Here is an 18,623-nt window from a genome sequence, read left to right on the forward strand (position 1 = left end):
TACCGTTTGGTGAAACCGCAGGCTGTGATGACCCCTACGCCGAAGGTAAGGGCGATCCAGCTAGACCAGCCGAAGTTTGAGTGCTCGGTGAGGGTCACGTTCCCGCATTACAGATAAGTAATTTTCCAGCAAGGCTGGTGATAGGTGGTGGTGAGTAGGCTTGCTTGCACGCAATCACTTCTCATCTGCCTTACATGATGCTTCTGGGTCACACATCGAATCGAATACCGGACGGCGCTTATGGGGGCTGCCGTGGCTGAGGTCGAACGGCAGGTGGCCAGAAGCTTCCTGACGACTGCGCGCTGTGCCAGTTTTAAGCAGGCTGCTCGCAGTCTGAACCTGCCTCCCATGGTGCTACGCAGGCAGTTGCAGCGGCTCGAGAAAACTGTTGGAGAGGCGCTCTTCGTGTATCAGGAGCGCGCCCTTGCTCTAACGGTACGCGGTCGTTCTTTGCAGGCAGAGCTGGCTGCCCAGTATCAAGATTTGCGGCCAGAGGCCGCGTTGCTTGAAAAACCCAAGCTTCGTTTGGCGTTACCCGACAGGGTGCTCAACGATATTCTGGGACGGCATCTGGTGGCCTTTCTGCGTAGGGATGCTGGTGTGCACCTGGAACTGATCCGCCAGGAACGTGGCCCGTTAATGCAGAGTGAGGTCATGATCTGGTTGGCCGATCCGAATCAGACTCGACCCGACCCAGGTTTCGCCATGACGCGACCGCAGCGTCTGGCCTGCATCGACTTTCAGGCGTGCATAGCCAAGCGCTATGCGCGTGAGCGGCGCCTCCCCGCCAGCCTCGAAGATCTGAATGACTACATGCTGGTTCAGCAGGCCGATATCCCGACATCGGCCCTGTTCTCACCGTGGAATGCTCTGGTGGACTCAAGGCGCAGCGCAGTGACGCGAGTGCATTCTCAGCAGTGGGCGATGGAACTGGTCAAGCATGCCGCCTGCGTTGGTCTGATGCCGAACTACATCACTCATCTCGATGCGAACCTGCAATCGCTACCCACCCTCTTCACGCAGCCCATGAGGCAATCGATCTGGCTGTCCTGCGCACCATTGTCCGCGCAGCGCGAGGACGTCGTTGGGCTGGTGGCGTTGATCCAGGCTGCGTTCGAGGAGCGGTGGCAGTGGTTTCTGCCTGATGACGGTCAGTGAAGCTACATGGCGAACTCGACAACATGGTTACAAGAACAACGATGCCTCACCCATGACAATTAGAGAATAAAGCATGAAACGATCCACCCTGGCACTGGCCATCACGGCGGCGGCACTCAGTCAGGCTGCTTCCGCCGATTTTCTCGGAGACAGCAAGGCGACGCTCGATATGCGCAACCTCTACTTCAATGAGGATGTGCGTGATCGCGACATTCCATCTACTCAGGAGTGGGGGCAGGGATTCATCCTCAACTATCAGTCTGGCTTCACCGAAGGGACGGTCGGCCTGGGGATTGATGCCATTGGCCTGCTGGGGGTACGCCTCGATGGCGGTGGCCGGTCGGGCAAGGCAGGTATTGATCGTAACCCTGGCGCCCTGTTCCCGCTGGATAGCGATGGTTCTGCGGTCAGTGACTATAGCAAGGCCGGTGTAACGGCCAAGGCACGTCTTTCCAAGACCGAGTTGCGCCTAGGCACTCTGCAGCCGAAGTTGCCGGTGGTGACTTTCAACGATGGTCGCCTGTTGCCGCAGTTGTTCGAAGGTGGTCAGATCGTCTCCAACGAGATCGAAGGGCTGACCTTGACAGCCGGTCAGTTGGAGCACGCAAAAGGTCGGAGCTCGACTGACTCACGTGGCTTGTCCATCGCCGGATCCAACAATGCAACCACTGGACAGTTCGTCAATACGTTCTATTTCGCGGGTGGCGACTACAAGGTCACCAAGGATCTCACCGCTCAGTATTACTTCGGCAATCTGGAAGATTTCTACAAGCAACATTTCCTGGGATTGATCCACAACTACGCACTGGGCGGTGGCAATCTCAAGACCGACCTGCGTTACTTCTACAGCACCTCCGATGGCAAGAACAGCAGTGAGAGCGGCCGGGCTGAGGGCTATCGCAGCAACGGTTACTGGACGGTCGGTGACAGCAAGCGTGGTGAGGTAGATAACCGTACCTGGAGTGCCTTGTTCACCTACAGCCATAGCGGTCATGAGCTGAGCGCGGGTTATCAGCAGGTGTCCGGCGATAGCGCCTTCCCGTACCTGAATGCTGGCGACGGGGCAACCAGTTACCTGATCACCGATCGGCAGATCGGTCGTGGTGGTAAATTCCTCAGTGCTGGCGAGCGCACTTGGTTGGCCGGCTATGCCTATGACTTTGGCAAGGTGGGTATCTCGGGGCTAAAAGCCTCGGTGATGTATTTGTCGGGTGACAATGTCGACAGCGCACAGGGTGAGCGCAGCGAATGGGAACGTGACCTGCGCCTCGATTATGTTCTGCAGGAAGGATCACTGAAGGGACTCGGCTTCTCTCTGCGCAATGCCAGTCTGCGTGGCAATGTTGGGGCAGACGTCGATGAGAATCGGTTATATGTGACGTACAGCTTGCCACTGCTTTAAACCATCCAAAGTTGCCTCTTCTGTTCTGTGCAGAAGGGGCAACATGCCTCACTTCAATTCGCTTTTTCATCGGTTGATAAAGATAAATTGTTACCGTGGCTGCTCAACCGGAGCACGATGCCACAGCATGCCGACTTTTCACCTCCCCCCTTGCAGTGCCCGTGTAATTCGCGCAACTGTTCATGCAGTGCCTGCAAGTTCTGAATGCGTGCCTCCACATGAGCGATGTGTTCCTCCACCAGTGTACTAATGAGCGCGCAACTCGCATGCGGCCGATCATGCATGGCCAGCAATCGACCTATTTTTCTTCCAATGTCATGTCGAGTGCACGGCAATTGCGGATGAATGTCAGGCGTTCGAAGTGCAGCTGGCCATATAAGCGATAGTTACTGTTGTTGCGCGAGGGGTTGGGTAGTAATCCCTGATGCTCATAGTAGCGAATGGTTCCGACTGGACAGCCGGCTCGTCTAGCGAGTTCACCAATTTTCATAATGTGGTTTCCAGGGGACGTCAGCGCGAGAACCTGATACTGCCGCTAGAGCAGTTTGACAGCGTCTAGATTGATGGTTTCGCGACAGCCTGGAAATGAACAGGTTCTTTGATTACGAAATTGTAATGCAGCGCTCATCTTCGAGTTATCTGGAGATTGCAAGGATAGAGGTGCCAAACCCACAAAAAGAAATCGGCCTATGTCAATCCCAGAACTGCCGGTAAGCATCAGGAGCAATGCATGAAAAAAAATCCTCTCACTATGGCGATCATCTCCGCGTTGGCATTGGGTGCAAGCGCAATGGCTCAGGCATCCGATTCCCAGGCCGCAGAAGGCTTCATCGAAGGAAGTAGCCTGAATGTTCTTAACCGAAACTTTTATTTTAACCGGGACTTCCGTAAAGGGGAGGCCAGGGTACTACCCAACGGTGAGCGCAGCAGTTACACCGAAGCTTGGGCGCACGGCATCATGGCCAACTTCGAGTCCGGCTTCACGCAGGGAACCGTTGGTTTCGGCATCGACGCCTATGCTGGACTGGGTCTGAAGCTTGATACTGGTGATGGACGTTATGGTCCCGGTGGTAGCGTCAACATGTTCCCGGTCAATAGCGATGATCGTGCCGAGGATTCGTACTCGAAAGTGGGGGCCGCAGTTAAGGCGCGCTTCGCTGATACAGTCGTCAAAGCAGGTGATGTATTCCCAACCACGCCTGTCGTGCACTACGGGGACTCTCGTTTGCTGCCGCAGAGCTTCAAAGGGGTGACAGTCGTCAACGAAAGCGTTAATGGCCTAACCCTACAAGGCGGTCGTCTGCATGCCATGAGCCAGCCGCAGGAAAGTACCTCGCGTGGAGAGTTCGCGACATTTTATGCCGGGCAGGTGGACTCTCCCTGGATCGGCTATTTTGGTGGTGACTACGAGCTCAACGACAACTTAGGCTTCAGCCTTTATAGCAGCCGCTTGAAGGATGCTTGGGATCAGTACTACGCTGGTATGTCGTGGACTTACCCACTCTCCGAAGATTTGTTACTGTTTGGCGGCCTGAATTACTACAACGCCACCGACGAAGGTAAGAAGCTGTTGGGTGATTTCAGCAATAACATCTATAGCGGTAGCATCGGCGTCAAATTCGGCGCACACCGTATAGCACTGTCTCACCAGCGCAACAACGGCGATGACGACTTTGATTACTTGCGCCAGTCCGACTCAATTTTCCTCGACAACTCCCTTCAGTACAGCGATTTCAACTCGCCCAAGGAACGCTCTTGGATGGTGCGCTACGACCTGGACATGGCTGACTTCGGTGTGCCAGGGCTGAGTTTCATGGCGCGTTATGCGCTGGGACGTGATGCGGATTATTCCAATGCCAATAGCACGTATATGCGCACGGATGACACTGGTAACCCGCTGACCGATCAGAAGCGCTGGGAGCGTGATCTTGAGGTCAAATACGTGTTCCTTGAAGGCTCCATGAAGGATCTGTCCGTGCGTGTGCGTCAGATGAACACTCGCGCTACGGCTTACGAAAGCGACCTCGATGAAGTACGTGTGATCGTCGAGTATCCGCTTCAGGTGCTGTAATGACATTCAGGGGCGGCACCACCGCCCCTGTCTGACAGGATTGTAATTCGTGCCTCATGCTCATGTTAGGTGCCAATGCTTAGCATGGGACTGTCTTCGGAGCGTTCGTTTCCACGTTTGCTCAGTCAATCAGTCAGAGGTGCATATGAAAGTTTTTTCCCAGTTTCTGCTTATCGTGTGTCTTGGGGCAGCCAGCATCGTTGCCTCTGCAGAAGATGGCTCGGAGCGCTCGCTCAATGCGGTCAAGCAATTCCGTGAGAATCAGCAGCGTATTCACGGTGACAAAGCCGTTGAAGAGCGAAAGTCTCCAAGTGTTCAGAGTGAGCAAAGCGATTGAGCGCATGAGTTAACGCAAGCCATCCTGCTCGCTCTCTCCAATCCATCTCTTGGTAGCTCCCGCTCCTTTGGTGAGAGATGGTTCCTTCGCGCCCCTTTTGGGGCGCTTTTTTTGCTCGCCAAAGAACTGAACTGGAACTGCATAATATTGTGGTCGCGACGTCTCTTTGTAGTGGTCGCCTCATCCTAGAAAGTAGGTTAATTTTTTCTTCGGCAATCACAGGTGGTAATTCGCCGTTGAACTGATGCGGCCTGATTTAGTTGTATCTAGAGCATCAAGCAATGACTGATGTCCCGTTAGACTTCCGTGCGGCCAGGCATCCGGTCGTTGAGGCCTATTTCGAATTCTGGATTCGAAACAAGTGCTCCATCGGCGAGTTGTTCCGCTAATTTTCCGGCGACTCATGCTCTGCTGCATTCGTAACGCCAGCCCCGCTGACGAAATAGGCATCTTGCGTAATAGATCCCTTGATCCGAATGGAGCATTACCTTTTTGGCTTGCCACGTTGCTCGTAAGCTATATCAGGGCCTTGGCTACAACCCGATGTCCGATTCACCGGAAATGCCCAGCCAAACCACCCGAGGGCATGTGGATCCAGTACGGCCGTGAATAATGCCAACGACCTTGCGCCCAAACACAGATAATGCGGATATGGGAGTCTCGTTCGTGATCTCGCGACTCTCTGCCGACTCGGAGTATCTGTTTGCTCAAGAGTGGCTTGGTTGTAGGGTTTTAAGCCAGGCTGCTTGCTGACCAGGCTCAGCTCATGCGTTCGGAGTACGCGAAAACGACCAATCACTTCGCCACTCGCGCAGTATGCTTATCAGACGGTCCTTAATGGCGAGGACTTTCGCCTAAGTCGGCGCGGGGTCAGTAGACTACTACATGAGTTGGCGGCTGACTTAAGAAAAAGCGTCGTCTGTTGAGGGCTTATGTTCAAGGCGGGGGAGACGGAAAAGGGGGGCGCCATCCCTGGCGCAATTCGATTAAGCAGTCTTTTCCGTTGAGCTTTGGCGGGCCTGCTCGATCAAGGGCTTTGGTAAAGGGAAGTACAGCGTAAAAACTGTGGTCTGATCTGCGATGCTGCTCACGCCCACGTGGCCATGGTGCAGGCTCATGATCGAACGCACGATGGCCAGGCCCAGCCCGGTGCCGCCATCAGCACGTGACCGCCCACGATCCACGCGATAGAAACGCTCGAACAGTTTGGGTAGGTGCTCGGGAGGAATGCCTGCACCTGGGTTGCTCACTGCCAGGGTGGCGTTCGTCGCGTTAGTGATGAGGTCAATATCGATTTTCGAGCCTTCCGGGCTATGGCGGATGGCGTTGGATAGCAGGTTAGAGATAGCTCTCTGTACCATCAAACGATCGCCATTAATTGTTGCGTACCCTGATACGTTGAGTTTGATGTCCTTTTCTTCGGCCGTGAGGCTGAAAAGCTCCACTACTTTCTCTGCCTCTTCGTGCAGTGCAATTGCCTCGAAGGGGATAAGTGCTGCCGGATGGCTGACGTGGGCGAGAAACAGCATGTCCGATACGATCCGCGTGACCCGGCCGAGCTCCTCAGTGCAGTTCTCCAGCACCAGTTTGTATTCTTCTGGCGGGCGTTCCCGTGAGAGCGTCACCTGCGCTTTGCCGATCAGATTGGTGATGGGGGAGCGTAATTCATGTGCCAGGTCGTCAGAGAATTGCGAAAGCTGTTGTACGCCACCGTCCAGGCGATGAAGCATGAAGTTGATGCTGTTAGCCAATTCGCGAAGCTCCTGCGGTAGGTTATCCAGTGGCAGGCGATGGCTCAGATCCTGGGTCGAGACGAGTTCTGCAACCTTGCGGAACTGATTCAGGGAGCTCAGGCCGCGATGAGCGATCCACCAGGCTCCGGCCGCGATCAGAGCCAGTACGAAGGGCAGGGCAATCAAGGTGGATTCGACATAGGCGTGTAGCAGTGCTTGGTCAGCGGAGCGCTCCAGTGTAAGGACGGCGCGTATTCGTGATCCGTCCTTACGCAGAATAAGCTGCGAGGCGGTCAAGAGCTGCTTGTCCTGCGCATCTCGCCAATGTTCGAAGGCGATGGTCTCGCTGGCGTTTTCTATAAAGGAAGGTAGGGCCTCCTGTGTCTGGCCCACGCTCATGATTTCCTTGGGAGACGAGCTGTCGTCATAAAGAGCGAGCGAGAGGCTGTCGTGGCCTTTGATCAAATCTCTGATGTTGTGGGCCTGGTCACCGACTTCCGGGCGAGTGTTGATTTCTCTCATGCCATGGCGGATTTGCTGAAGCTTGTCCTCGAGGCTTTGCTCTGCAATGTAGTTGAGCTGCCGGCTTAACGAGAAATAAGCCAGCGCACTCAGCAGTGCAACCAGTATCAGGCCCAGTATTGCGACCGACAGGCTGAGTTGGCTTGAGAGTCTGGCAGGCCTCATTGACGAGCCTCCAGTACATAGCCGACGCCGCGCAAGGTGTGGATCAGTTTGTTCTCGAAAGGGTCGTCGATCTTGGCGCGCAAGCGCCGGATGGAAACTTCGACGACGTTGGTATCACAGTCGAAGTTCATGTCCCAGACCAGCGAGATGATCTGGGTGCGCGAGAGTACTTCGCCGCTGCGTCGCATCAGCAGGTGCAGCAGAGCGAACTCCTTGGTGGTCAGATCGATTCGTTGACCATTGCGATAGGCGCGGTGGCGGGCTGGATCCAGCTCAAGGTCGTCGACCTTGAGCACGTCTGGCGCGCTGACCTGTTCACCTCTTCGTAGCAGCGAGCGAACTCTGGCCAGAAGCTCGGGGAACTCGAATGGCTTCACCAGATAGTCGTCGGCACCGGAGTCGAAACCTTTGAGCTTGTCGGCCAGGCGCCCGCGTGCCGTCAGCATCATCACAGGGGTGCGACTATTACGGCGAATGCTGGCCAGTACGCCCCAGCCATCGATCTCTGGTAAGTCGACATCAAGGATGATCAATTCGTAGGACGCTTGGGCCGCCATGTGCAAGCCGTCGACACCATTGGTGGCAATATCGACGACATAGCCGCTCTCGGTAAGTCCCTGGTGGAGATATTCGGCAGTTTTAAGCTCGTCCTCAACAATCAGGATTCGCATGTAGTAGTTGACCTTGGTGGGGGAGAGAAATTTTTATCGAGTCGCGATGATTGTTGGACTTGGGAGCGATCGGCATTTTCATGGCAGATGATGATCCCTGTAGTAACTACAGGGTCAAGCGTCAGAGCCCCTAATTTAGGGGGCTGTAGCCTCTGTCTTTGTAAGCCGTTTGTTGCTCTTCTGATGTTTTTTATATGTCCAGTTGTAACTTCATGACTCGAATAATCGTTGCGTTGGCGTCATGGTAATACAGCGTTAAATGGCTTAGTTGGGCATTACGTATTTGTAATTTTGCAGTCACCTCGACGATAGGTGAGGCTCCCTAAATTCTGCACCGAATGAAGGTCTCGGAGATTTCATACATGTCTCCGAATTTATACAGGTGTGGAGGAAAGGCCCTTGTCGAGGCGTTATTCGAGAGTTGCTGAGGCACTTTGCCTGGCTGTTGCCTGCTCAGTTGTAGTGAATCATGCCGTGGCATCAACGCCGATCACCCTGGGCGACGCATGGGGGCAGGCACTGCAGACCAACCCGTCGCTGATGGCAGGTGATCGTAATGTCGGCATCGCAGAAGGTGAGCGTCGCCAAGCCGGTGTGATTCCCAATCCGGAGCTGTCTTGGGAGGTTGAGGACACCCGCAGTGCTACGAGGACCACGACGGTACAGATCAGCCAACCTATCGAGCTGGGCGGCAAGCGCGGCGCCCGGATAGAAATGGCCGAACGCGGTATCGACAGTGCTGCGGTCGGTCAGGAGCAGCTGCGCAATGAGCTGCGTGCCGAGGTGGTCGGGGCTTTTCAAGGAGCCTTGTTGGCGAAGATGCGCCAAGAGTTGGCTGAGCAGTCACAACGCCTGAGCGAACGCGGCGTGGCGGTCGTTGATGCGCGCGTCAAGGCTGGCAAGGCCTCTGCCCTGGAGGCATCGCGCGCCCGGCTGCAGTACGAAGAGGTTCGACTGGAGGCCGCGCGGGCTCGAGATCAGTACATCAACGCCATGAATCAGTTGCTGGCCTTGATTGGGGGGGCATCCGCCAGTGGTGAGCCTAGCCTCAGTGGCGATGTTACCGATATGCCCGCAATACCCTCTGAAGTCGCACTTCTGAGCCGTCTGGACAAAGTTCCGCAGATGCGTCTTGCCAGGGTCGAGATCGACCGGCAAGAGGCCGGAATCGCCGTTGAGAAAAGCCGGCGGATTCCCGATCTGACGGTCAGCCTCGGCAGCCAATACAGCAGTGAGGATCGTGAGCGCGTCAACCTTGTTGGTTTGTCCATGCCTCTGCCTCTGTTCGATCGCAACCAGGGAAATGTTCTGGCCGCCTCGCGGCGGGCTGATCAGGCGCGCGACTTGCGAAATGCTGCCGAGTTGCGCCTGCGCAGTGAGGTGCAGCAGGCCTATCAGCAATGGCGAACGGCGCAGGGAGCGATTAGCGGTTTCGAGGGGGGCCTGCTTGCGTCCGCGGACACAGCTTTGGAAAGCACGACGCGTGGATTTCAGATGGGCAAGTTCGGCTTTATCGATGTTCTCGATGCCCAGCGCACCTTGATCGACGTTCGCTCCCGTTACCTGCAGGCACTCGGCGAAGCGCTCGATGCCTGGGTTCGCCTTGAGCGCATCTACGGCGACCTATCTGCCCAAGCCGATAACTACTGATTTCCTGTCACGACGATCGGCGCGATGCCGGTTACTGATCATCTTTTGGGGTTGTTCATGCAGAAGAAACTTGGTGTTGCCATCGCGGCGGCCCTGACCTTGGGGTTCGTCGGTGGTGCGTTGTTTTATAACAGCGGGCGCTTTGCCGCAGAAATCGGGCACATGCTTGCCAGTAGCGACAGCGTTGTTGCAGTCAGGGCTGGGCAGGTCAGTGAGGCCGGGGACGATCATGCCGATGATGATCATGGCGAGGCTGGCGATGATCACGGTGAGTCCGCGGGTGGGCATGCCGAAGAGGGGGGGCTGGTGCTGAGTGAGGCGCAAATAGCCGCTGCGGGCATTGAACTCGTCGACGTACAAGCGCGCGCCATGAGCACATACATCTCTCTACCTGGCGAGGTGAATTTCGACGAGGAGCGCACGGCTCATGTCGTGCCGCCCAGCGCTGGCGTTGTCGAGCGCGTGCTGGTCGGGCTGGGGCAGAAGGTGGCTGCTGGGGATGGCCTGGCGACTATCGTCAGTCAGCAGGTTTCCGAGTTGCGTAGTGAAATGGCGGCTGCCGCTCGACGCGTTGAGCTGGCCCGCACGACCTTCGAGCGTGAACGCCAATTGTGGAAGGACGGTATTTCGGCCGAGCAGGATTATCTCCAGGCCCGGCAAACGCTGCAGGAGGCCGAGATCGCTCTGGCCAATGCCCGACAGAAGGGCAAGACGATCAGCCCTCAGGGCGAGGCTGGCGATGGCAGCCGTTACAACCTGCGTGCACCTTTTTCCGGTGTGGTGGTGGAGAAGCACCTGGTACCTGGCGAAGTCGTCAGTGAGACCAGTAATGCCTTCACGGTGGCTGATCTGAGTCGCGTCTGGGTCACCTTCAGCGTTTCCCCGCGTGATCTGGAACAGGTGAAAGTCGGGCAGTCAGTACGTGTCAGTGCGCCAGAGTTGGGGCGCGAAGCTACGGGTAAGGTGGCTTACATCAGCCGCCTGCTGGGTGAGCAGACGCGGACGGCGACAGGCCGCATCGACCTGGATAACGCCGACGGCATTTGGCGTCCCGGCCTGTTCGTCTCGGTTGCCTTGGCGACTGAAAGCCATGAGGCCGGGGCCGTGGTGCCGGCTTCATCGATTCAGGATGTCGAGGACAAGACCAGTGTCTTCGTGCGTACCGCTGAAGGCTTCGAAGTGCGTCCGGTGACATTGGGCACCCGCAGCGATGGCTTCGTCGAGGTACGCGAAGGCCTGAAGTCAGGCGAACGTGTAGCTGCCACAGGCAGTTTCATCCTCAAGTCCGAACTGGGCAAAGGCAGCGCCGAACACGCGCACTGATCCTCACCGACGAGTACTTTTCATGTTTGAGCGCATCATTCAATTCGCCATAGAACAGCGTTTTCTGGTGCTGTTGGCCGTTTTGGCGATGGCCGGTGTGGGCGTGGCCAGCTATCAGAAGCTGCCGATCGACGCCGTTCCCGACATCACCAACGTCCAGGTACAGATCAGTACCGCTGCCGAGGGCTTTTCGCCGCTGGAAACCGAGCAGCGCATCACTTTCCCGATCGAAACGGCCATGGCCGGCCTGCCGCATTTGAAACAGACCCGCTCGCTGTCACGCTCGGGGCTATCGCAGGTTACCGTGATTTTTGAGGATGGCACGGATCTGTATTTCGCCCGCCAGTTGGTCAACGAGCGACTGCAAAGCGCCAAGGAGCAATTGCCCGAGGGTGTCGAGGCCTCCATGGGGCCGATTTCCACCGGCCTAGGTGAAATCTTTCTATGGACGGTCGAGGCCGAGGAGGGGGCACTCAAGGAGGACGGTACGCCTTACACACCAACCGATCTGCGGGTGATCCAGGACTGGATCATCAAACCGCAGTTGCGCACGGTGCCTGGCGTTGCCGAAATCAACACCATTGGTGGCTTCGCCAAGGAGTTCCAGGTCGCTCCAGATCCCAAACGCCTGGCTGCCTACAAGCTGACGCTGGGTGACCTGCTGCTGGCGCTGGAGCGCAACAATGCCAACGTCGGTGCTGGCTATATCGAGCGCAATGGCGAGCAACTACTGATTCGGGCACCTGGGCAACTGAGCACGCTGGACGATATCGCCAATATCGTCGTGGCCAATGTGGACGGCACGCCCATTCGGGTTAGTCATGTGGCGCAGGTGATGTTGGGCCGTGAACTACGTTCTGGTGCTGCGACCGAGAATGGTCGCGAGGTCGTGCTGGGAACAGTGTTTATGCTGATCGGCGAGAACAGCCGCAGTGTGTCGCAGGCCGTGGCCGCACGTCTGGAGGAGATCAACCGTTCGCTGCCTGAAGGGGTGGTTGCGGTGACCGTCTATGACCGCACCAATCTGGTGGACAAGGCCATCGCCACGGTCAAGAAGAACCTGATCGAAGGGGCTATCCTGGTCATCGTCATCCTCTTCCTGTTCCTCGGTAACATCCGTGCGGCGCTGATCACAGCCATGGTCATTCCGCTGTCGATGCTGTTCACCTTCACCGGCATGTTCAGCAACAAGGTCAGCGCCAACTTGATGAGTCTGGGGGCACTCGACTTCGGCATCATCGTCGATGGTGCCGTGGTCATCGTCGAGAACGCTATTCGCCGTCTGGCTCATGCGCAGCACAAGCTTGGCCGCGAGCTGACCCGTAGTGAGCGTCTGCATGAGGTCTTCGCGGCATCCAAGGAAGCGCGTCGTGCGCTGATTTTCGGTCAGTTGATCATCATGGTGGTGTACCTGCCGATCTTCGCCCTGACCGGGGTCGAGGGCAAAATGTTCCACCCAATGGCCTTCACCGTGGTGACCGCCCTGTTCGGGGCCATGATCCTTTCGGTGACCTTCGTCCCGGCGGCTATCGCGCTATTCGTCACTGGTAAGGTGAAAGAAGAGGAAAACGCGCTGATGCGTGTTGCCCGGCGCACCTACGAGCCAGTGCTGGCCTGGGTCATGCGACGGCGTACGTTGGCCTTCAGTGCGGCCGTGGCGCTGGTTCTGTTCTCCGGTCTGCTGGCATCACGTATGGGCAGCGAGTTCGTGCCTAGCCTCAGTGAGGGGGACTTCGCGCTGCAGGCGCTGCGTGTACCGGGTACCAGCCTGACGCAGTCGGTGGAGATGCAGATGCGCCTGGAGGAGACCATTCTGGCCAAGGTGCCGGAAGTGGAGCGAGTATTCGCGCGTACCGGTACGGCGGAAATCGCCTCCGACCCGATGCCGCCGAACATTTCTGACAGCTACGTGATGCTCAAACCGCGCGATCAATGGCCCGATCCGAAAAAGTCGCGTGATGCTCTGATCGCCGAGCTGCAGGCCGCTGCCGAGTTGGTTCCGGGCAGTAACTACGAGCTGTCGCAGCCTATTCAGTTGCGTTTCAACGAATTGATATCGGGTGTGCGCAGCGATGTCGCGGTGAAGATATTCGGCGACGATATGGACGTTCTCAATAGCACGGCAGCCGAAGTGGCCGAAACCCTAGGCGGTATTGATGGGGCGTCCGAGGTGAAGGCCGAGCAGACAACGGGTCTTCCGGTGCTGACCGTGGCCATCGACCGAGACAAGGCGGCTCGCTATGGTCTGAATGTCGGTGACATTCAGGAAACTGTCGCCGTGGCTGTTGGTGGGCGCCGGGCGGGAACGCTGTTCGAGGGGGATCGCCGTTTCGATCTGGTAGTACGTCTACCGGAGAACCTGCGTACCGATATCGAGGGGCTTTCGCGACTGCTGATACCCGTTCCAGCAACGGGGGCAGCCACCAGCGTCGGCTTTATCGCGCTCTCCGAAGTGGCCAGTCTGCAACTGGCGCCAGGGCCAAACCAGGTCAGCCGCGAGAATGGCAAGCGCCTGGTTGTGGTGAGTGCCAACGTGCGAGGGCGTGACATCGGATCCTTTGTGCAAGAAGCCGAAGAGAGGATTCGCAGCGATGTGAAGCTGCCAGCCGGTTATTGGACGACCTGGGGCGGACAGTTCGAGCAGCTGCAATCGGCAGCCAAACGCCTGCAAGTGGTGGTGCCGGTCGCCCTGCTGCTGGTGTTCATGCTGCTGTTCATGATGTTCAACAACGTACGTGATGGCTTGCTGGTGTTTACCGGTATTCCTTTTGCGTTGACCGGTGGGGTGATGGCGCTGTGGCTGCGTGACATACCGCTCTCGATCTCCGCCGGGGTGGGCTTTATTGCTCTGTCTGGGGTAGCGGTACTTAATGGCCTGGTGATGATTTCGTTCATTCGTAACCTACGCGAAGAGGGAATGGGATTGCAGCAAGCGGTTACCGAAGGGGCCCTGCAGCGCCTACGTCCGGTATTGATGACGGCCTTGGTAGCTTCGCTTGGCTTCGTGCCAATGGCCTTAGCCACCGGAACCGGCGCTGAAGTACAACGTCCTTTAGCGACTGTTGTCATCGGCGGCATTCTTTCGTCTACTGCGTTGACCTTGCTAGTGTTACCTGCGCTCTATCGCTGGGCGTATCGGAAAGAGGAAAAGGAAGAAATGTAGTGTAGACGCACAGAGTCCCGTGGCCATATCACGTCTCCGCTGGAGCCAAATCAGAGTTCTAGGATGCTTCTGGAGCGGCTATTCATCTGAGCAGTCCATGGAACATGGTCTGTCCCGGAGTTAGTGGACACTGACTTAAGGTGGATAATGTCCACCACAAGGAGTGTTCATGACCCGTGACCAGACGACGTTTTCCTGCGAGGCGAGAGCCTCCGATCTGCAGCCTTGCCCCTGCGCCTTTGGCTGGCGCAGTCGCGCAGGCGTATTGCCGAAAACAGGCGAGGAGTAGGAGACGCCTGGCATCGGTAGTTTTGTCCGGAAGCCGTCAGAGCAATCGACGGTTAAACATCCCTGTCTATGCTCGACAGGGTATTCCTAGGTTCAGGAGGTAGCGATGACGATGCCCAGCGAGCGATCTCGCTCAGTGGTACAGACTCGCGAGTTTCTCGTCGAACTGAGCCGGAACAAAGAACTGCCCGAAAGCGTGCGCGACCAAGCGCGATTTCTATTGCGCCACTTTCCCAAGAAGGATGATGTGGTGTTGGCTGGGAGGATAGAAGAACAGTCGGAGACTCTGCCGATCGGCGTGATGGGACCTGTATTCAGCTCAGTTTTCACTGGGTAGCGCAGCGGACACTTCACGCCGGTCATCGGGATCGCCGTTGAGCGGGTTTGGGGCGACTGAAGCTGAGGGCTGATATCCTACGTCTGCAGCCCAAGAGCTTCCTCTCCCGGCCCTATTACCGGTGACGAAACTTGGTTTTCGAAGGCGGCTCATGGCCGCCTTTATTATGGTTCTTCACGGAATCCCGGGAAAGATAGAAACAAGAACGCCGGTTTGATGGATGATGTTCGTGCGAGCAAACACATCTACAAACCGGCGTTCTTGTGCACGATGTTAATACGTTCCTGCCCTTTTGGGAGGGCTTTTCTGTCATTGGCATCAGACCTGACGGCGAAGCGCTGTTGATCGATCTGATCCCCAATCCCCGCAGATTTCCTACCTGCAGCGGCTGCCATCAGCCCAGCACCACCATCCATGAATACTGTCAGCGCTCGATCCGTGACTTGCCCATTCTTGGCCGCTCGGTACGATTGAATGTGGAGCTGCGACGCGTCGAATGTGGCGCATGCGGTAAGCGAATGGAGTCAGTTAGCTGGCTTGACCGCTATTCGCGGATGACCAGACGGCTGGCCGAAGCGGTGACTCAGGCTTGCCGGCGGTTGCCCACACTGCACGTCGCTGAGCTGTTCGGCTTGCACTGGATAGCGTGCGTTTGCTGGAGCGACGAGCATTACAAGCCGCCTTGGAGAAGCTACCGAAAGCTCAGCCGAAGCGCTTGGTGATGGATGAGTTCGCCTTGTTCAAAGGGCATCGCTACGCCAGCGTTGTGCTGGATGCCGATACCCGACGGGTACTGTGGATTGGCGAAGGACGCAGTCGAGCTGCCATCAGGCCGTTCTTTGAAGAGCTGGGGCCGGAAGGCTGCGCTCGGATAGAAGCAGTGGCGATGGACATGAACACCGCGTTTGACCTAGAGGTGCGCCAACATTGCCCGCAGGCGCGGGTGGTCTATGACCTGTTTCATGTGGTCGCCAAGTACGGTCGGGAAGTGATTGATCGAGTGCGAGTGGATGAAGCCAACCGTCTGCGTCATGACAAGCCTGCACGTAAGGTCATCAAGCAAGCGCGGTGGCTGTTGCTGCGCAATCCAGAGAACCTCAAACGCGAAGAGCAGCAAGTACGCCTGCAGGACCTACTGGCCGCTAACCAGTCGCTGATGACGGTTTACCTGATGAAAGCCGAACTTAAAACGCTCTGGTCGCCCACCACTGCCTGGAGCTGGCGATCAGCCTGGAAGCAATGGCTGCGCTTGGCTGGAGAAAGCGAGATACCGGCACTGAAGCAATTTGCAAAACGACTGAGGGGCTACTGGCGCGGCATCCTGAGCCGAGTGCGCTGGCCCATGCACACGGGTCAGCTAGAAGGGATTAACAACCGGATAAAGGTCATCAAACGGATGGCTTACGGCTACCGGGACAGCGAATTCTTCTTTATGAAGATCAAGAATGACTTCCCCGGTAATCCGTGAAGAACCTTTATTATTTCGCCCACAGATCTATGTCATGGGCCGTTCTAGCTTGTTAGCACCAGCTCCTAGATTTTGCTAGCCATCTTTTGCAACTCGCAAACCTACTCGTCTGTATCCGGTACGGGCGACGTTGTTAGGAATTCGAGTGGCTCATCCAGAGAGCTCGACCAGCGCAATCTGCCGACAGACTTCTCAAGTAACCTAGAATGGCTCGTGTAGATCACAGTAGGCGTACAGACCACACCTATAATCTGTGGGAAGCCCGAAAAGTCGAAATTGTCTCCTGCCCTCTGCGCGTTAAGCTGATCGATGATGCCTGACCAGTAATCAACGCCTCTATCCACCGTTGAAGCAGCATTACGAATAGCGTTGTGGGCGCCTTGGTCATACTCGCGCGCGTATGGGATGCTCTTGTAGGAGAAACCGGAAGAAGGGTGCTATTGAATGCGCCGATAGCGTCGATGTCGGTCAAAGCTCGGCCACAAACATCCAGTGTTTTCTGGCGGAGAGCTCGGGTGGGCTGGCCGCCCCAGCGGGTTTGGTCAATGACGTCCTGAAATAGGCCCTCGAACTTAATCGCTCGCGCGTTCGCTACCTGGCCTTGAATCCTTGAATCCTTGGGAACTGGAGCCAAGCCAGGAAGCCCATAGAGGCGGCCCACATGTCGATGCAAACGTAGTCGTCGATAATTTTTACCGGGGCTCCGTGAGCAAAGGGCCAGACTTCCCCTTTGAAGGCCATGCAGTTGCTGCTGAATGCCGCGAAGTTGTTGGGCGCTTGGAATTGCGGAAGGTGCTGCCTGATATCATTACAGACGTTTGTTCCCAGCTCTTCGCATGAGGGCGATCGCAAGAGCGCCTTCTCGAATGCAGTCGCGCTTCAGTACGGCTTTTGCCAGCCTAGCGGGCTAGGTGGATTGACTGCTCTAGCACGAGCTTTATAGGGGTTTATAGTTAATTATAGAGCGATTATAAAATCCTATTTTGGACGTCCGATTTGTCCTGAAACTGGTGGACTGGTAGTTAAGAGCTGCGGTTCTGCTACCCCGCTCCGGTAGTTGCCTCTCACCATTTATAGGCGGAACTCAGGGATGAGGGTAGGCTGATATTGTCAATCTATGTTGTTCCAAGGTCGGTAATTTATTCGATGCGGCCATAGCCTTGTGTCAAACTATGTTACCGAAGTTGGCGACTAAGCCCTTGGTTTTTCTCAGTGTTTTCAAGGGGGCTTGTGTCAATCTATGTTGTTGCCGACCACCCGTCCAGATGGACGGGCTTTTGCGTTTCTATCACGCCGAAACGCCGCTCAGGTGCAGCTCTTCGGGACGCAGCGTAAGCACACGAACGCCTTCGCGGGTGACCGCCACGGTGTGTTCGAACTGCGCCGAGAGCTGGCCGTCGCAGGTCACCACCGTCCAGCCGTCGCGCAGGGTACGGACATCCGCCTTGCCCTGGTTGAGCATTGGCTCGATGGTGAAGGTCATGCCTTCGCGTAGCGTCAGGCCGGTGCCGGCTTTGCCCCAGTGCAGCACTTCCGGCGGCTCGTGCATTTCCCGGCCAATACCGTGGCCGCAGTAGTCGCGAACCACCGAATAGCCGTGGGCGCGAGCGTGTTGTTCGATGGCATGGCCGATATCGCCGAGGCGGGCGCCCGGCCTCACGGCTGCGATGCCCTTGCACATCGCTTCATAGGTCACTCGGGCGAGCTGACGAGCCTGGTCCGACACCTCGCCGATCAGGTAGGTCTTGCTCGAATCGGCGATGTAGCCGTTCTTTTCCAGGGTTATATCGAAATTCACCAGATCGCCGTCGCGCAGAATTTCGTTTGCGCTGGGTACGCCATGGCACACCACTTCGTTGCGCGACGTGTTCATGGCGTAGGCGAAACCATACTGCCCCTTGCTCGCCGGACGCGCCTCGAGTTCCTCCACGATGTACTTATCCACAAGGTCGTTGACTTGCAGAGTGGACATGCCGAGCAGATCCAGGCGATCCAGATAGCCGAACACGGACGCGAGCAATCTGCCGGACTCCGCCATCAGGGCGATCTGTTCGGGCGTCTTGCTCATGAGGCGTCCGCCATACGCGGCGGTACCGCCACGCCGGCCGCGCGCATCTCGGCGGCCATCACCTCATTAAAGCTCAGTGTCGGGTTCATCTCGCAGAGCATGCCGATGCGAATCCAGAAGCCTGCCTGGGCATTGATGGAACGGCCCGAGACGCTGCTCGCCCGGCGGATCTGGTCATGCAGCTCGTCATCGATATTGACGATACCCATGCTGATTTCCTTTATATGTTTCGTATATGAAGCGTATATAAACATGTATCGGTTCAGT

At 56.7% G+C, this 18,623-nt stretch carries 12 protein-coding genes and 2 pseudogenes; 9 read left to right on the forward strand and 5 right to left on the reverse strand.

Annotated features, from left to right (window positions below; genetic code table 11):
* Positions 1-252 precede the first annotated feature (252 nt).
* Both GYB81_RS07505 and GYB81_RS07510 read left to right on the forward strand, forming a co-directional pair.
* Positions 253-1,158 carry a LysR family transcriptional regulator gene (locus GYB81_RS07505; RefSeq protein ID WP_037020081.1) on the forward strand — a complete coding sequence of 302 codons (906 nt, stop codon included), beginning with the start codon at positions 253-255 and terminating at the stop codon, positions 1,156-1,158.
* 73 nt (positions 1,159-1,231) lie between these two features.
* Positions 1,232-2,560: an OprD family porin gene (locus tag GYB81_RS07510; protein ID WP_161864284.1), complete on the forward strand. Its 1,329-nt coding sequence runs from the start codon at positions 1,232-1,234 to the stop codon at positions 2,558-2,560.
* Positions 2,561-2,613: 53 nt separating this feature from the next.
* Here the strand turns inward: GYB81_RS07510 and cadR are convergent.
* Positions 2,614-3,050: pseudogene (gene cadR, locus GYB81_RS07515) on the reverse strand (Cd(II)/Pb(II)-responsive transcriptional regulator).
* Positions 3,051-3,350: 300 nt separating this feature from the next.
* On the opposite strand from cadR, the gene GYB81_RS07520 reads away from it, so the two are divergent.
* Positions 3,351-4,631, forward strand: a complete 1,281-nt coding sequence (locus GYB81_RS07520) for an OprD family porin (protein ID WP_233787510.1) — start codon at positions 3,351-3,353, stop codon at positions 4,629-4,631.
* A 145-nt stretch (positions 4,632-4,776) separates the two neighbouring features.
* The gene (locus GYB81_RS24450) at positions 4,777-4,968 is read left to right on the forward strand and encodes a hypothetical protein (RefSeq protein ID WP_115290335.1); all 192 of its coding nucleotides are present in this window, start codon (positions 4,777-4,779) and stop codon (positions 4,966-4,968) included.
* Positions 4,969-5,954: 986 nt separating this feature from the next.
* On the opposite strand, the gene GYB81_RS07525 is transcribed toward GYB81_RS24450, so the two are convergent.
* The gene (locus tag GYB81_RS07525) at positions 5,955-7,388 is read right to left on the reverse strand and encodes a heavy metal sensor histidine kinase (protein ID WP_012017834.1); all 1,434 of its coding nucleotides are present in this window, start codon (positions 7,386-7,388) and stop codon (positions 5,955-5,957) included.
* Complete coding sequence (locus GYB81_RS07530) at positions 7,385-8,059, reverse strand: heavy metal response regulator transcription factor (RefSeq protein WP_003464910.1); 675 nt, start codon at positions 8,057-8,059, stop codon at positions 7,385-7,387. Before GYB81_RS07530 ends, GYB81_RS07525 begins: the two co-directional genes overlap by 4 nt.
* 399 nt (positions 8,060-8,458) lie before the next feature.
* Between GYB81_RS07530 and GYB81_RS07535 the strand changes: the two genes are divergently transcribed.
* The 5 genes and pseudogenes from GYB81_RS07535 (at position 8,459) to GYB81_RS07555 (ending at position 16,288) form a co-directional block, all read left to right on the forward strand.
* Positions 8,459-9,709 carry a TolC family protein gene (locus GYB81_RS07535; RefSeq protein ID WP_003464906.1) on the forward strand — a complete coding sequence of 417 codons (1,251 nt, stop codon included), beginning with the start codon at positions 8,459-8,461 and terminating at the stop codon, positions 9,707-9,709.
* A gap of 57 nt (positions 9,710-9,766) precedes the next feature.
* Positions 9,767-11,032: an efflux RND transporter periplasmic adaptor subunit gene (locus GYB81_RS07540; RefSeq protein WP_012017835.1), complete on the forward strand. Its 1,266-nt coding sequence runs from the start codon at positions 9,767-9,769 to the stop codon at positions 11,030-11,032.
* 22 nt (positions 11,033-11,054) lie between these two features.
* Entirely contained in the window at positions 11,055-14,195 is a 3,141-nt protein-coding gene (locus GYB81_RS07545) for a CusA/CzcA family heavy metal efflux RND transporter (RefSeq protein WP_096825055.1), read from the forward strand.
* A 394-nt stretch (positions 14,196-14,589) separates the two neighbouring features.
* Complete coding sequence (locus GYB81_RS07550) at positions 14,590-14,820, forward strand: BPSL0761 family protein (RefSeq protein ID WP_003464900.1); 231 nt, start codon at positions 14,590-14,592, stop codon at positions 14,818-14,820.
* 263 nt (positions 14,821-15,083) lie between these two features.
* Positions 15,084-16,288: pseudogene (locus tag GYB81_RS07555) on the forward strand (ISL3 family transposase).
* A gap of 1,288 nt (positions 16,289-17,576) precedes the next feature.
* Here the strand turns inward: GYB81_RS07555 and map are convergent.
* On the reverse strand, positions 17,577-18,356 hold the full coding sequence (gene map, locus GYB81_RS07560) for a type I methionyl aminopeptidase (RefSeq protein ID WP_161864286.1): 780 nt from the start codon (positions 18,354-18,356) through the stop codon (positions 17,577-17,579).
* On the reverse strand, positions 18,353-18,565 hold the full coding sequence (locus GYB81_RS07565) for a ParD-like family protein (protein ID WP_090431653.1): 213 nt from the start codon (positions 18,563-18,565) through the stop codon (positions 18,353-18,355). The genes map and GYB81_RS07565 overlap by 4 nt, the downstream gene beginning before the upstream one ends.
* Positions 18,566-18,623: the final 58 nt, after the last annotated feature.

Origin of the sequence: Pseudomonas yangonensis (genome assembly GCF_009932725.1) — a bacterium.
GTDB lineage: Bacteria > Pseudomonadota > Gammaproteobacteria > Pseudomonadales > Pseudomonadaceae > Aquipseudomonas > Aquipseudomonas yangonensis.